The sequence below is a fragment of the Massilia sp. PWRC2 genome (assembly GCF_049896725.1).
In the GTDB taxonomy this organism is placed as follows: domain Bacteria; phylum Pseudomonadota; class Gammaproteobacteria; order Burkholderiales; family Burkholderiaceae_D; genus JAFCUW01.
In genome coordinates, this window is sequence record NZ_JAFCUW010000005.1 from 265948 (window position 1) to 280677 (window position 14730).

Annotated in this window: 11 protein-coding genes, 1 tRNA gene and 1 pseudogene; 6 read left to right on the plus strand and 7 right to left on the minus strand. The window is 65.9% G+C overall.

The features are described from left to right. Positions 1-97: 97 nt before the first annotated feature. Together ACP7BZ_RS12465 and ACP7BZ_RS12470 are read right to left on the minus strand one after the other, a co-directional pair. Complete coding sequence (locus ACP7BZ_RS12465) at positions 98-1099, minus strand: substrate-binding domain-containing protein (RefSeq protein WP_426113541.1); 1002 nt, start codon at positions 1097-1099, stop codon at positions 98-100. A gap of 254 nt (positions 1100-1353) precedes the next feature. Continuing rightward, a tRNA-Arg gene (locus tag ACP7BZ_RS12470) sits at positions 1354-1430 on the minus strand. Positions 1431-1712: 282 nt separating this feature from the next. On the opposite strand from ACP7BZ_RS12470, the gene ACP7BZ_RS12475 reads away from it, so the two are divergent. Further along, on the plus strand, positions 1713-2858 hold the full coding sequence (locus tag ACP7BZ_RS12475; protein WP_426113543.1) for an alpha-hydroxy acid oxidase: 1146 nt from the start codon (positions 1713-1715) through the stop codon (positions 2856-2858). A gap of 4 nt (positions 2859-2862) precedes the next feature. On the opposite strand, the gene ACP7BZ_RS12480 is transcribed toward ACP7BZ_RS12475, so the two are convergent. The 3 genes and pseudogenes from ACP7BZ_RS12480 to ACP7BZ_RS12490 form a co-directional block, all read right to left on the minus strand. Then, a complete protein-coding gene (locus ACP7BZ_RS12480) occupies positions 2863-3834 on the minus strand; it encodes an NAD(P)-dependent oxidoreductase (RefSeq protein ID WP_426113545.1) in 972 nt (323 codons plus the stop codon). A 181-nt stretch (positions 3835-4015) separates the two neighbouring features. Then, positions 4016-8382 (minus strand): annotated as a pseudogene (locus tag ACP7BZ_RS12485) (DEAD/DEAH box helicase); the annotation flags it as partial. 52 nt (positions 8383-8434) lie between these two features. Further along, a complete protein-coding gene (locus ACP7BZ_RS12490) occupies positions 8435-8734 on the minus strand; it encodes a putative quinol monooxygenase (RefSeq protein WP_426113547.1) in 300 nt (99 codons plus the stop codon). A 97-nt stretch (positions 8735-8831) separates the two neighbouring features. Here ACP7BZ_RS12490 and ACP7BZ_RS12495 point away from each other — a divergent pair, with 97 nt between their 5' ends. Then, positions 8832-9164, plus strand: coding sequence for a low molecular weight protein tyrosine phosphatase family protein (locus tag ACP7BZ_RS12495; RefSeq protein WP_426113726.1), 333 nt, complete (start codon positions 8832-8834; stop codon positions 9162-9164). Between the two features lie 4 nt (positions 9165-9168). Continuing rightward, complete coding sequence (locus ACP7BZ_RS12500; RefSeq protein WP_426113549.1) at positions 9169-9684, plus strand: GNAT family N-acetyltransferase; 516 nt, start codon at positions 9169-9171, stop codon at positions 9682-9684. A gap of 412 nt (positions 9685-10096) precedes the next feature. Here the strand turns inward: ACP7BZ_RS12500 and ACP7BZ_RS12505 are convergent, their stop codons facing one another. Both ACP7BZ_RS12505 and ACP7BZ_RS12510 read right to left on the minus strand, forming a co-directional pair. Then, on the minus strand, positions 10097-11059 hold the full coding sequence (locus ACP7BZ_RS12505; protein WP_426113551.1) for a D-2-hydroxyacid dehydrogenase: 963 nt from the start codon (positions 11057-11059) through the stop codon (positions 10097-10099). Positions 11060-11076: 17 nt separating this feature from the next. After that, positions 11077-12012, minus strand: a complete 936-nt coding sequence (locus ACP7BZ_RS12510) for a LysR substrate-binding domain-containing protein (protein ID WP_426113553.1) — start codon at positions 12010-12012, stop codon at positions 11077-11079. A 145-nt stretch (positions 12013-12157) separates the two neighbouring features. Here ACP7BZ_RS12510 and ACP7BZ_RS12515 point away from each other — a divergent pair, with 145 nt between their 5' ends. From ACP7BZ_RS12515 to ACP7BZ_RS12525, 3 genes are all read left to right on the plus strand, one after another. Further along, entirely contained in the window at positions 12158-12376 is a 219-nt protein-coding gene (locus tag ACP7BZ_RS12515; protein WP_426113555.1) for a hypothetical protein, read from the plus strand. Further along, the gene (locus tag ACP7BZ_RS12520; RefSeq protein WP_426113557.1) at positions 12373-13275 is read left to right on the plus strand and encodes an alpha/beta hydrolase; all 903 of its coding nucleotides are present in this window, start codon (positions 12373-12375) and stop codon (positions 13273-13275) included. Before ACP7BZ_RS12515 ends, ACP7BZ_RS12520 begins: the two co-directional genes overlap by 4 nt. Positions 13276-13533: 258 nt before the next feature. Then, positions 13534-14730: an efflux RND transporter periplasmic adaptor subunit gene (locus ACP7BZ_RS12525; RefSeq protein ID WP_426113559.1), complete on the plus strand. Its 1197-nt coding sequence runs from the start codon at positions 13534-13536 to the stop codon at positions 14728-14730.

Consider the following 14730-nt stretch of genomic DNA (forward strand, 5'->3'; position numbering starts at 1 on the left):
AGTTGACGGCGCTGTTCGGCCTGGGGATGGGCCGAACAATTCATTTACATGAGGCATTCGGCGCAGCCGCGGGCATCACCTCGAGGGCCGGCTCCAGTTAGCGCGTCACTGGCGCATAGCCCGGGTGGCTGAGCATGCGTGTGCCGACCGCTGCTGCCAGCGCCGCCACCCGCGCATCGTCGGCCAGTGCGACGCGGCCCGCCAGGTAATAGGTTTCGGTGCCGACGGGTATAAAATCGACCGCCAGGCCGGCGGTGGCGGCCTTGACGGCAAAGCCAACATCGGCAGCGCCCGCCGCCACCGCCCGCACCACCGCCAGGTGGGTGAATTCTTCCTGGCGGTAACCGCTGATGGCGGCGACATCGATGCCGCCGGCGCTGATCAAGCCATCGAGCCAGGCGCGGGTGCCGGACTGTTGCTGGCGGTTGATCAGGCGGATGCCGGCACGGACCAGGTCAGCGACGCCGGCGATGCCCAGTGGATTACCGCTGGCGACGACAAAGCCCAGTTCGCGCTGCATCAGGGGGCGCACAAACCAGGCTGGATCGGCGCGCAGGGCGGCGATGGTGGCGTCATGGCCGTGGTCCGGGTGGGGGCCATGAAAACCGGCCAGGTCGGCCTTGCCGGCACGCAGGCCGTCGAGCGCCTTGCCCGAGCCCATGGTGCGCACGGCCCAGCCATCTAGCACGCCGTCCTGCACGCAGTCGGCGAGCGCCACGTCGTGGCTGCAAAACAGGTTCAGGGGCGCCGTCGCCCCCTTGAATACTTGCTCGAGCCGGCGTTGGGCGGCGGCCAGCTCGGTGCTGCTGCCGGCGGCGATGGCGGCGCGCACGGCATCGACCGTGGCGAGCAGGGCGCTACCCGCTTCGCTGAGCAGGCTGCCATGGCCCTTGCGCTTGACCAGCAACTGCTGGCCGAGCAGCGTTTCCGCGCTGTCGAGCTTGCCCCACACGCTGCGATACGACATGTGCAACTGGTCGGCCGCCGCCTGCACGGTGCCCGACGCTGCCACCACCGCCAGCAGGTCGGCGAGGGCGCCGACGTCCACCGTCACGCCGTCGACGACCCAGTCCAGGCCTATGCGCAGATGCAAGCTCATATATGTGAATTCACTTTCCTATTGAATATGCAACCGTAATTCATTACACTCGCGCTGATCAACATGTCCCCACCCGTGGGGAGTGCTTGACCAATTCCTGTAGGGCCTTTTTGCGGGTGGGGGTGCGCCCCCGCCCGCTTTTTTACGTCGGCGTGTTTTGCCGCAGCCTGTTGAGGTCTTGCCTGCAAACAGTATGGACGAAAAAAAGACCTGGTCGGCTGGCGCCTTCCAAGTCTCTTTTCTACTACACATTCTGGTGCGGCTGGCAGGAATTGAACCCACGACCCCTTGGTTCGTAGCCAAGTACTCTATCCAACTGAGCTACAGCCGCTTGAAGCAAGCATTCTAACAGTTTCGCACTATATCCGGAAGACCAAAATTTCTGATCAAGGAACAATGTGACCGCCTGGTGTGCCGTCGCGCTGCTTTGCGACGGTACCGGAGAGCGTGCATCTCCGAAGAAGCCGCATTTTACTGGCTCGTTGCGCTCTTGTCCAGCGCTGGGCAGCGCGATCCGCACTTTCTTTCAAACAATGCTACAGCCGGCGACAGATGCGTCTGCCTTCAGCCATTCTGGTAAATTAAGCACCTCATTCTCAGGGAGCTGCGTTTCATGACCATCATCACGACCATCGAAGATTTGCGCGTTCTGGCCAAAAAGCGTGTGCCGCGCATGTTTTACGATTACGCCGATGCCGGTTCGTGGACCGAATCGACTTACCGCGCCAACGAATCGGACTTCGCCAAGATCAAATTTCGCCAGCGCGTGGCGGTCAACCTGGAAAACCGCAGCCTGCGCAGCACCATGGTCGGCCAGGACGTGGCCATGCCGGTGGCGCTGGCGCCCACCGGCCTGACCGGCATGCAGCACGCCGACGGCGAAATTCTCGCCGCCCGCGCCGCCGAAGCGTTCGGCGTGCCATTTACTCTCTCGACCATGAGCATCTGCTCGATCGAAGACGTCGCCGCCCACACGACCAAACCGTTCTGGTTCCAGCTGTACGTGATGAAGGACCGTCCCTTCATCGAGCGGCTGATCGAACGGGCGCGCGCCGCCAACTGTTCGGCGCTGGTGCTCACGCTCGACCTGCAGGTGCTGGGCCAGCGCCACAAGGACATCCGCAACGGCATGACAGCGCCGCCCAAGCTGACCATCGCCAATATGCTCAACCTGGCCACCAAGCCGGCCTGGTGCCTTGGCATGCTGGGCACCAAGCGCCGTTTTTTTGGCAATATCGTCGGCCACGCCAGCGCCGTCTCCGACATGTCGTCACTGTCGGCGTGGACCTCGCAGCAGTTCGATCCGGCCATGTCGTGGGCCGACGTCGAATGGGTCAAGCAGCGCTGGGGCGGCAAGCTGATCATCAAGGGCATCATGGATGCCGAAGATGCCCGCCTGTGCGTGGCCAGCGGCGCCGATGCCCTGATCGTCTCCAATCACGGCGGCCGCCAGCTCGACGGCGCCCAGTCGAGCATCGAAGCGCTGCCGGCCATCGTTGATGCCGTCGGCAGCCAGATCGAAGTGCACATGGATGGCGGCGTGCGCTCCGGCCAGGATGTGCTGCGCGCGCGTGCGCTGGGCGCCAAGGGCGTGTATATCGGCCGGCCGTTCCTGTATGGCCTCGGCGCCGCTGGTGAAGGGGGCGTGCGCAAGTGCCTCGAGATCATCCGCAACGAGCTCGATGTGACGATGGCCTTTTGCGGCCTGCGCGACATCGAACAGGTCGACCAGAACATCCTGCTGCCGGGGACCTTTTAGTTTTTTACAGCTGCACTGGCGTTAGCAAAGGCTGGCCGGCAAAGTGCGCGCACAGATTGTCGAGCGTGAGCTGGCCCATGGCGTGGCGGGTTTCCACTGTCAGGCTGCCGATATGGGGCGTGAGCACCGTATTGGGCAGCGCGCACAACGGTCCCGGCACGTGCGGCTCGTCTTCAAAGACGTCGAGCGCGGCGGCGCCCAGGCGGCCATCGGCCAGCGCCGCCACCAGCGCCGCCTCGTCGACCAGCGCGCCGCGCGCGATGTTAATCAATACCCCCTGCGGGCCCAGCGCGGTGAGCACCTCGGCATCGATGGCGTGCAAGGTGGCGGCCTTCGCTGGCGCCGCCAGGATCAGGTAATCGCTGCGCGCGGCCAGTTCGAGCAGCGAGTCGGCGCGGGTGGTGGTGCTGCTGCCCGCGCTGCCAGCCTCGATGGCGCGCGGCTGGTAATACACGGTCTGCATGCCCAGCGGCTGCAGGCGGGCGGCAATCGCCTGGCCGATGCGGCCAAAGCCAAACAGGCCGGCGGTCTTGCCGCGCAAACCGTGCGCCGGTTGCAGGCGCACGCCGTCAGCCCAGTCGCCCCGTCTTACATACGCATCCATCGCCGGCAGGCGCCGCTGCGCCGCCAGCAGCAGCAGCAGCGCCAGGTCGGCGACGTCGTCGGTGAGCACGCCCGGGGTATTGGTGACGGCGATGCTGCGCGCAGCGAGGGCCGCCAGATCGATGCGGTCGACGCCGACGCTGTTGACCACCACCACTTCGAGCAGGGGCAGGCGGGCGATCATGCCGGCGTCTAAACCAATCGGCCCCACCGTCCACACCGCGCGGATGCGCGCGGCGACGGCGTCGATCACGCTGTTTTGCTGTGCCGGCGGGTGCTGCCAGACGTGATGACAATTAAATTGCGCCTCGAGCTGCGCCATGACGGCGTGCGCGGGACTATTCGCAAAAACGAGAACGTCAGGCTTGGACATGGCGGGACGGCGCGCGGCCGCGGTGACGGGGGGAGCGGCAATTATAGTCCGCTAGTCCGCTAGGCCGCCAGACCGATAGACCGCCTGGCCGCTGCTGCGCGCCGCCGACGAACGGCGGGACGGTCGGTCGGTGCGCGCAGGGCGCCAGCGCGGCCCCCTGCAGCGCCACCCGCGCCGGCTGGCGCCCCAGCAGCCGGGCGTGCAGCAGCGCGCGCTGCGCGCCCGGTTCGATGTGCCAGCCGATGGTGCCGGCGACGATGGTGACCACCGCCACGCCGTCGCGAAACAGCACGCGGTTGCCCGCCACCGCCGGCACTTTGGCGCCGCTGAGCAGGGTGCCACACAGATTGAGCGGATCGACGCCGGACACGCATACCAGGGCGCCGTCGAGCGGCCGGCGGCGCACCGCGCGCAGCAGCGGCAGCGCTTCCGGCAGGGCGAACTGGGCGCCCGAAAAGCCCGCCACGAAGCGGCCGCCGCGAATCTCGCCGCGCGCTTCCAGACGGTGCAACACGGGCAGCAGTTGGCGCCACGATGGCAGCCACCCCGCTTCCCGTTCGAGCAGGCGCCAGAACAGCACGCCGTAGCGGCGCAGCAGGGTCAGCGCCACGTGTTCGAGCGTGTCAGGCGAGAGCCGCTGGTGGCCTGTCGATGCTGCTGCAGCGGTGCTGTCGCTGGACGGTTCGCTGTCTGCCCGCCGCACCAGCGCCCAGCGGCCCGCTTCTTCCATGGTGGGACCGGCACCGCGGCGGCGCGCGTTGCCTTTGTGATGCGACGCGCGGGCGGCGGCCGGCTGCAGCATGGCGCGCATACCGCCAAAACTGTCGGCATGGACCAGTCCCGTCGCCACCAGTTCGCCCAGCGCCTGTTCCAGTTCGACCGGCAGCATGTGGGCGTCCATTTGCAGCTCATCGAGGAACAGGGCGCCGTCGCGCTGCAGGGTGGCCAGCACGCGCGCGGCGCGCGCAGACATTTCTGGCTTGGCGGCCGCTGGCGGCAAGCCATGCCACAGCGCCAGCCGGCGACGCGGCAGCAGCACGATGGGGGTGCTGCGCACGGGGCCAGCGGCGGCGCTGCGCGGCGCGCCCAGCCGCGTCCACACCAGCTTGCCGGCGCGGCACAACTGGTCGAGCCAGAGGATCGAATAGTCGCGCAGGCGCAGCGCCAGCACATCGCTTTCCCAGGCGCCGGCGGCCGCTTCCCAGCCCTCGAGCTGGGCCAGCACCAGCGGCAGGGCGTCTTCGCCTTCGAGGGCAGTGGCGGGAGCCAGGTGCTGCCAGTCGAACAGGAAGCGCATGAAGTCGGCCTGCTCGACCGGTTCGATTTCGCGCCGCAGCCGCTTGATGGTGTAGCGGTGGATGCGCGCCAGCAGGTGGCGCTCGCACCACTGTTCGACCGCGGCGCCGGGGGTAAAGCGCCCACGCAGCACATAGCCTTCGCCTTCCAGCCGGGCCAGCGCGATCGCCAGCGTGCCAGGCACCAGTGCCAGCGCGGTGGCGATGGCCTCGAGGGTTTGCGGGCCGAAGCCGGACAGGCGTGCGCGCAGGATCTCGACCAGGGCGGCGTCAAGCTCCCATGGCTGCTCGTCATTGCCGCGCTGGCTGGGCGCAATCACCAGCGGCGGCGTGGTCTGCGCTTCGGGCCAGACGGCGCCCACGCAGTCGAGCCGTTCGAGTGCCACCCAGCAGTCGACGCCTGCGGCCTGCAGGCGGGTGGCGCGGCCGCCATCGGCCAGTTCGGCCAGCATCGAGCGCCAGCCGTCATTGGCCGCCGCTTCAGCGGCCGTGATCAGCGCCAGCGACACCAGCGCTTCCTGCATCTCGTCGACGCTGGCCGGCTGCGGCCACCCTTCGGTGGCCACGGCCTCGATGGCGGCGCTGTCGAGCGCGCCCAGATCGTCGGTCGACGCCGGGTCCAGCCAGCCGCGCCGCATGACGGCCTGGGTGCGGCGCTCTTCCAGCGGGGCGTCGTCGAGAAAAGCATAGGGACGGGCGTCGAGAATTTCCAGCGCCAGCGGGGACGGCGCCGGCAGGTCGCGCGTGACCAGCCGCACCTGCCCGGTCTCGATGCGGCGCAGCAGCGCCAGCCAGCCTTCGCTGTCCATCGCCTGGTGCAGGCAATCGTCGATGGTTTGATCGACCAGCGGGTGCCGCGGCAGTTCGCGCTCGCCGACGATGTTTTCCAGGCACGCGGCCTGGTCGGGGAAGACGGCGGCCAGCAGGTCGTCGCTTTTCATGCGCTGCAGCTGCGGCGCCACCTTGCGTCCGCCCGTAAAGCGCGGCAGCGCCAGCGCGGTGGTGGCATTCCAGCGCCAGCGCACCTTGAGCAGCGGAGCGTCGAGCAGGGCCTCGATCAGCACCTGTTCGGCACTGCCCGATTGCAGGTAGCGCCACACGGCGTCGAGCGCAAAACTGTGGCTGGTCGAGAGCGACAGGATGATGGCGTCTTCCGTGGCTGCTGCCTGCAGCTCGACATTGAAATTGCGGCAAAAGCGCTTGCGCAGCGCCAGTCCCCAGGCGCGGTTGATGCGGCTGCCGAACGGCGCGTGCAGTACCAGCTGCATGCCGCCGCTCTGGTCGAAAAAACGCTCCATCACCAGGGTGTCCTGGGTCGGCAGGGCGCCCAGGGTGGCGCGTGCGCGCGCGAGGTAGTCGACGATCTGGCTGGCGGCGTCGGTCTGCAGGCCGAGGTGCTGGCGCAGCGAGCCGATGGCGCGGTCGATTGCCGCCGCACCGTCGCCATCGCCGTTGTCATCGCCGCCAGCAAGTGCGCGTTCAACGTCGGCGCGCAGGCGTGCCACCCCCAGCGATAACTCGTCGCTGCGGCCGGGCGCTTCACCGAGCCAGAGCGGGATATTCGGCGGCGCCCCGCGGGCGTCTTCGACGCGCATTTTGCCGGCGTCGATGTTGAGGATGCGGTAGGACGTGTTCCCCAGCTGGAAAACGTCGCCGCTTAAACTCTCGACGGCAAAATCCTCGTTGACGGTGCCGACCGCGTGGCCCTGCGGCTCGAGCAGCACGCTGTAGTCGGCATTGTCGGGGATGGTGCCGCCCGAGGTGATGGCGGCGAGTTGACTGCCGCGCCGGCCGCGCAGGCTGGCGCTGGCGGCGTCGCGGTGCAGATAGGATCCGCGCTGGCCGACGCGGGTGGCGTAACCATCGGCGAGCATGCGCAGCACGGCGTCGTACTGCGCGCGCGCCAGCCCGGCATACGGGGCGGCGCCGCGCAGCATCGCGAACAGGGCGTCTTCGGACCACTCGCGGTTGGCCACTTCGGCGACGATGTGCTGGGCCAGCACGTCGAGCGGGGCCGGCGGCACGTGCAGGATATCGAGTTCGTCGCGGCCGACGCAGTCGAGCAGGGCGGCGCATTCGACCAGGTCGTCGCGCGAGGTCGGAAACAGGCGGCCCTTGGGCACGCCGCCCACCTGGTGGCCGGCGCGGCCGACCCGCTGCAGGAAGGCGGCGATACTGCGCGGCGAGCCGACCTGGCACACCAGGTCGACGTCGCCGATGTCGATCCCCAGTTCCAGCGAGGCGGTGGCAACGAGCACTTGCAGCTGGCCGCTTTTCAGGCGCTGCTCGGCGTCGAGGCGATATTGCTTTGCCAGGCTGCCGTGGTGGGCCGCCACCAGGTGCGCACCGAGACGCTCGCCCAGGTGGCGCGCCAGCCGTTCGGCCATGCGCCGCGTGTTGACAAAAATGAGGGTGGTACGGTGCAGCACCGCCAGTTCGGCCATGCGGTCGTAGACGCGCTCCCACACTTCATTGGCCATCACCGCTTCGAGCGGCACCGGTGGCAGTTCCAGCGCCAGGTCGCGTGCACGCACGTGGCCGACGTCGACGATGGCGCAATCGCGCCCTGGCCCGCCACCGACCAGAAACTCGGCGACGCGCGCGAGCGGCTTCTGGGTGGCTGACAGGGCGATGCGCACGGGGGGATGGCGCACAGGCTGTCGAGCCGCTGCAGGCTCAGTGCCAGATGGCTGCCACGCTTGCTGCCGGCGACGGCGTGGATTTCGTCGACGATCACGGTGCGCACAGTGGCCAGCATGGTGCGGCCGCTGGCGGACCCCAGCAGCACATACAGCGACTCGGGGGTGGTGACGAGGATGTGCGGGGCGCGCCGCTTCATGGCGTTGCGCTCGGCGCTGCTGCTGTCGCCGGTGCGCACGGCGCTGCGGATGCCGTGCGCCCGCGCGCCCATGGCGGACAGCTGCGCGGCGATGCCGGCCAGCGGCGCCTCCAGGTTCAGGCGGATATCGTTCGACAGCGCTTTTAAGGGACAGATGTAGAGCACGCGGGTCTGGTCGGGCAGCGGTGCCACGCTGCTCTCGCGTACCAGCGCATCGATCGCTGCAAGCAAGGCGGTGAGCGTTTTGCCGGAGCCGGTAGGAGCGGCCACCAGGGTGGCGCGCCCTGCCTGGATCAGCGGCCAGGCGCGCAGCTGCGCTTCGGTGGCGGCGGCAAAGGTGGCATTGAACCACGCTGCCACTGCGGGGTGGAAGTCGTGGACGGCGCTGCCTGGGAGGGTGACTGGAGGTTTCACAACAGAGCAGGTGGGGCCGAATCGGCCGCAGGCAAGCGCCGCCTGCGACTGTTTAAAACCCCGTCAGCACTGGCTGGGTGTGGGTGACGGTGGGCGGGCCGGCAAAAAAACCACCGACCAGCGCGCGCCAGCTTTGAAAATCGGCGCTCTGACGGAAGTGCACTTCATGGTCTTCCAGGGTGGCCCAACCGACCATCAGGACATACATGTCCGGCTCTTCGACGCGCTGTTCAATGCGCATGAACTGGCAGCCGCGCGCACGGCGAAACAGGGGCGCCGCTTCGGCGACGGCGCGCAGAAAATCTTCGCTGGTGCCGGGCTGGATGCGGATTTCGGCAAATTCAGTGACCATGGTAAGCCTCGATGGAAGTGAAAAATACCAGCTTAACACTTACCCGCTGATAAGATTGCGCACCCGGCAATTCGCCGTAGATCGTTGGCCATGCCCGTTGAAACGCGCCCTGTTTATATGCACGCAAAACCGCCTGCGCAGCCCGACCGCCGAGAGGGTGTTCGCTGCCTGGCCGGGCGTCGATACAGATTCGGCCGGGCTCGGCAACGATGCCGACGTGCCCTTGTCGCGCGAACAGATCGAATGGGCAACCGTCATTTTTGTGATGGAAAAAGCGCACCGGCGACGGCTGGCCTCGCGCTTTCGCCCTTACCTGAACGGCAAGCAGGTGATCTGCCTGGATATTCCCGACGACTACACTTACATGCAGCCGGCGCTGATCGACGTGCTGACAGCGAAGGCCGGTCGCTTTTTGCGGCCGTCAATATGAAGATATGCTGATTCTGGAATTTCCAAACGAAAAACATCGCGCTGCTTACGACGACCTGGTCCGTGCGTGGCGCCAGGCCGAAACGCCGACCGCACCGGGCAGGCTTTTTGCGGGAACAGACTTCGATGAATTCCTCTCGATCGTCCAGCGCGACCTGACCGCGTCCGGCCCCGCGAGCGTGCCGGCGCACCTGTTTTTTCTGGCCGATACCGACAGGGCGACCCTGTTCGGCGCCATCCAGATTCGCCACCATATCGATCATCCGACCGTGCGCGAGAGCGGGGGCCACATCGGTTACGGTATCTGTCCGGGTCAAAGGCGCAAGGGCTATGCGACGACAATGCTGGCCCTGGCGATCGTTGAAGCGAAGAAGATCGGACTCGGCCGGCTCCTGGTCACTTGCAGGGACACGAACTGGGGATCGCGGAAGGTCATTGAATCGAATGGTGGCGTGTTTGAACGCACGACGATCGATGAGCGGCAACTGGCGCGGCGCTACTGGATAAGCAATAAGCAATAACCCGTCACACCCGCCAGGGACGCGCACATGACAGCGACAGAGCGTTTAAAAATCAGTTTGTATGAAGGTGGCGCAGTCGGGTTTGACGGCCTGCTGTTCGACTCGCCCCGTGCCGCCGAATCAACCCTGCGGCGCTATGCGCTGAAGCGGCCGCCGCCGGTGCAGCAGGCTTTTACACCGTCGCGCGATTTTGAAAGAATCGGCCAGTTGCTTTATATGGTCCAGCGCCTCGGCCCTGGCGCTCCGCCTGACCAATTCGATCCGCAACTGGCCGTCGACCGCAGACCTGCGCTGGTACCGAGCGCGCGCTTAAAACGCCTGACTTTCTGGGGCCGCGATGCCAACGACGATGCGCTGGTGCGCGCCGTCTCACCCTGCATTTCAGACTGGTCGAGGTATTTGACTGAGACGCTCAGCTCACCACATTCTTCGGCGTCCCCGCCACGAACGCTTCGATATTATCGACCAGCATATCGGCAAGAATCTGCATGGCGCCCGCACTGGCCCACGCCACGTGCGGCGTCAAAATGAAATTCGCCTGATCGAGTTCGAGCAAGGCATTGCCATCGGCGGGCGGCTCCTTGGTCAGCACGTCGAAGCCGGCGCCACCGATGACGCCATCGCGCAGCGCCTGCGCCAGCGCCGCTTCGTCGACCAGGCCACCACGCGCGGTGTTGATCAACAGTGCCGTCGGCTTCATGGTCGCCAGTTCCGCCGCACCGATCATGTGGCGTGTCTGCGCCGTCAACGGCAGGTGCAGGCTGATGACGTCGGCCGTTTGCAGCAGCTCGGCCAGCGGCACACTGGTCACGCCAGCATCGGTGACGGCCGAGCGCGAGTTCACCACCACCTTCATGCCGAAGGCGCGGCCGATCTGCGCCACGCGCTGGCCGAGGGCGCCGTAACCGACGATGCCCAGTGTGCTGCCAGCCAGGTCGGTGATGGGATGATCGAACAGGCAAAATTGAGTGGCCGTTTGCCATTTGCCGGCGGCGACATCGGCGGCGTACGCAAGCAGATTGCGGCGCAGCGCCAGGATCAAACTAAAACAGTGTTCGGGCACCGACACCAGCGAATAATCGCGGATGTTCGATACCACGATGCCGCGCGCGCGACAGGCGGCCAGGTCGACGATGTCGGTGCCGGTGGCAGCCACCGCGATCATTTGAAGGTCCGGCAGGCGCGCCAGATCGGCTTCGCGCAGCGGCACTTTGTTGGTGATGGCGATGGTGGCGCCGTGCAGCCGGGACGCAGCGTCGACGGCGTCGGTGGCGGCAAATTCGCGCCACTGGTGGGCGAATGCCGGCGGCCGCACGGTCGCTTGCAGGCTCTCGCGGTCGAGGAAAACGATATGGTGTTTGACGATCTCGAGCATGGTGTATCCAGTGATGATCAGGCAGCCTGGCGAAGCGGCGCCTTCAGTTGAAATCCGGGGTGCGACAGAAACAGATCGGCCACCCATTCGACGAACACGCGCACCTTGGCCGACAGGTGGCGGTTTTGAGGATATACCACATGCACCGGCAGCGGTGAACTGGTCCAGTCTTCCAGCAGCAGTTCGAGGCTGCCGTCGAGGACGTGCGGATCGGTCGAATAACTGGGTAGCTGGATGATGCCCAGCCCCGCCAGTCCGGCATTTTTATACGCGGTCGAATCGTTGACGGCCAGCTGGCCGGCGAGCTTGACCACCAGCGCGTCGTCGCCGCGCTGGAAGTCCCAGTCGTAGACCTTGCCCGTCTTCGATGAAAAATAATTGACACCGATGTGGCCCGCGGCCAGCTCGCTGGGGTGGGCCGGCCGGCCGTAGCGGGCAATGTAGGCCGGGGTGGCGGCGGTGACGAAGTGCAGCACGCCAACCCGGCGCGCGATCAGGGTGGAGTCGGGCAAGTCGCCGCCGCGGATGGCGCAGTCGACCCCTTCTTCGATCAGATCGACGGCGCGGTCGCCGCAACCGAGGTCGAGCATGATGTCGGGGTAGCGGGCGAAAAAGTCGGGCAGGGCGGGGATCAGGATTTCATTGGCAACGCCGCTGGCGACATCGATGCGCAGGCGGCCGCTGGGACTGGCGCGGTTGCGCGAGAGCGATTCCTCGGCGTCGCGCACGTCGCCGAGAATGCGCAGGCAGCGCTCGTAATAGACAGCGCCATCGGAGGTCACGCTGACATGGCGCGTGGTGCGGTGCAGCAGCTTGACCGCCAGGGCGTTTTCCAGCGCCAGCACCAGCGTCGATACGCTTGCCTTGGGCAGTTGCATCTGCTCGGCTGCCTTGGTGAAACTGCCCGTGTCGACCACCTGGACGAAGACTTCCATTGCCTGTAGTTTGTTCATTTATTCCTCGCATTGTTCAAAAGGCTGAACAATCAATTCGCTTCTGCCCTATTTATCGGATTGTAGTCGATGTCTATACTGGCTGCACTGGATCAAAAGACCCGGCAATGAATTTACTGGAACAGATCAACGGGGAGCCGCGATCATGCGTTTTAAAGATGCTTTTGTTACCGGCCTGGCCCTGGTGCTGAGCCTGTCCACCCTGACCGGCATGGCTTATACGGAGCAATTCCAGCAGGCTGCGCGCTTCGAGGTGGGTGGTTTTGATGCACTCGCACATGATCTGTTCGACCATACCCAGCTTGCCAGTGGCGAGCTCGCAGGAGGCGACGCCGCCGACCCGCGCGCCGTGAGCAAGCAATGAATACACCGTCCAATGTCGTGGATTTTCCACAAGTGACGGTGCGTAACATGCAGGTCGGCGGCGCCGACGGCCTGCTCGCAGCGCGGCTCTACAGTGGTGCAGCCGCGCGCGGACCTTCGGGCAAAGCCATCAAGCACGACACGCTGATGGTGTTTTTCCACGGTGGCGGCTTTGTCAGCGGCAGTCTGGACGAGGGCGATGTGTTTCTGCATCACCTGTCGGCCGATGCGCCGCATCAGCTGGTACTGTCGTCGAGCTACACCCTGGCCACCGTCAAGCCGTTCCCGGCGGCGGTGGAAGACGCTCACGCGGTGCTGCTGTGGGCGAAGAAAAACAAGGCCAGCCTGGGCTGGAACGGCAAGCGCCTGGTGGTGGCGGGAATCGAAGCGGGCGCCAATCTGGCCGCCGTCTGCGCGCTGATGTCGCGCGACCGTGGCGGCCCCGAGCTGGCCGGCCAGATTCTCATCATGCCGATGCTCGACCCGGCCCTGACCACCTGCTCGATGCGCCAGCTGGCCCCTGCCGACGGGATGGATGCGGTTGCCAGCACCTGCGCCGCCAGTTACCGGGGCTATCTGCCCAATCCGGCTGACCGTACCCACCCGTACGCCTCGCCCCTGCAATCGAGTCGCCTGAAAAACTTGCCGCCCGCGCTGGTGCTGTCGGCCGAAGACGACCCTTTGCGCGACGAAGCTGAACAATATGCCGCCAAGCTGGCGGCCAATGGCGTGGCGACCACGCTCAAGCGGCTCTCGCCCGCGCCCCTGCAAGAAGCGGGCGCGCGCAATGACTGTGCCTGCAAGGCGGCTGCCCTGAACGAAATTGGTCGCTTCATGGCAGCGCTCGACGTTGCTGACCCCCTCGAGGAGACCGGCATGGCTCCCAACCCTCCCAGCTAAATTGACGCGCGCCCTGCGGGGCTGGACGTCCATCGATTGACCGTTGTGCCGGGCGTCGCCTTCGATGCCCGCTGCCGACCGTTCGGTGACAGTTAATTGTTGTCATATAAGCAAACTTGGCTGTTGCGCCAAATCCCGTTTGCCATTTTTTCGTTGTTATTTTAGCCATAATTTATTTGCACGCCTTGTTCGCACTATTTATCAGCATCAGCAGTCGTATGTATGCAGGTCCATTTTTACCAAACTAGGGAAAACAACATGAAAACCCCACACCACTTCAGCCGCCTGGCCCTCACGCCGATCGCCGTCGCGCTGGCCCTCGCCGGCGCCGTCACCCTGTCGGGCTGCGGCCCCGACACTCAGGCCAAGGCGCCCGATGCCGCCGCCGCCGGTGGTCCGCCCGTCACCGCCGCCGTGGTGGTCGAGCGCCAGGTCAGCGAGACCCAGGAGTTTTCCGGCCGCCTCGAGGCGGTCGAACGGGTCGACATCCGCGCCCGCGCCAGCGGTTTCATCACCGCCATCCTGTTTGAGCCGGGCAGCCTGGTGAAAAAGGGCGACGTCCTGTTTACCATCGATGCGCGGCCGTTCCAGGCTGAAGCGGACCGCGCTGAGGCGAGCGCTGTATCGGCGCGCGCCAAGGCCGATCTGGCGCGCCTCGAACTCAAGCGCGCCGAAGTGCTGCTGGCGGACAAGGCGATCGCCCAGCGCGAAGTCGACGAAAAAAATTCCAGCCTGAAGGAACTCGACGCCAACGCCCGCGCCGCCCAGGCCCAGCTTGAAGCGGCTCGCCTGAACCTGGCGTATACAAAAGTGACGTCGCCGATCAGCGGACGGGTGTCGAAAGCGGAAATCACCACCGGCAACCTGGTCGATGGCAGCGCCATCCTCACCTCGGTGGTGTCCAACAAAGATATCTATGCCAGCTTCGATGGCGACGAAGACACCTATCTGCGGGTGGCACGGGTCGCGCAAAAAGGCACCCCGGTGGTGGTCAAGATCGGCCTGTCGAACGAAGAAGGCTTCCCCCACACGGGTAAATTGCAGTTCGTCGACAACCGCCTGGACGCCGCCACCGGCAGCGTGCGCATGCGCGCCACCTTCGCCAATGCCGACAATACCCTGGTGCCTGGCCTGTTCGCCCGCGTGCAGCTGTCGGGCGACCCGGCCGCCAATACGCGCGCCACCCTGATCGCCGACCGCGCCATCAGCACCGACCAGAACCGCAAATTTGTCTACGTCGTCAAGGCCGACAACACCGCCGAATACCGTCCCGTCACCCTCGGCCCCATGATCGACGGCCTGCGCGTGGTGCGCGAGGGCGTCAAGCCCGGTGAAAAAATCGTCGTCAACGGCTTGCAGCGGGTGCGCCCCGGTGCGCCTATTTCGGCGCAGATCGTGCCGATGCAGGGTGACGCCAAAGTAGCCGCTGCGGCAGTGAACACGTCCAAGGAATAA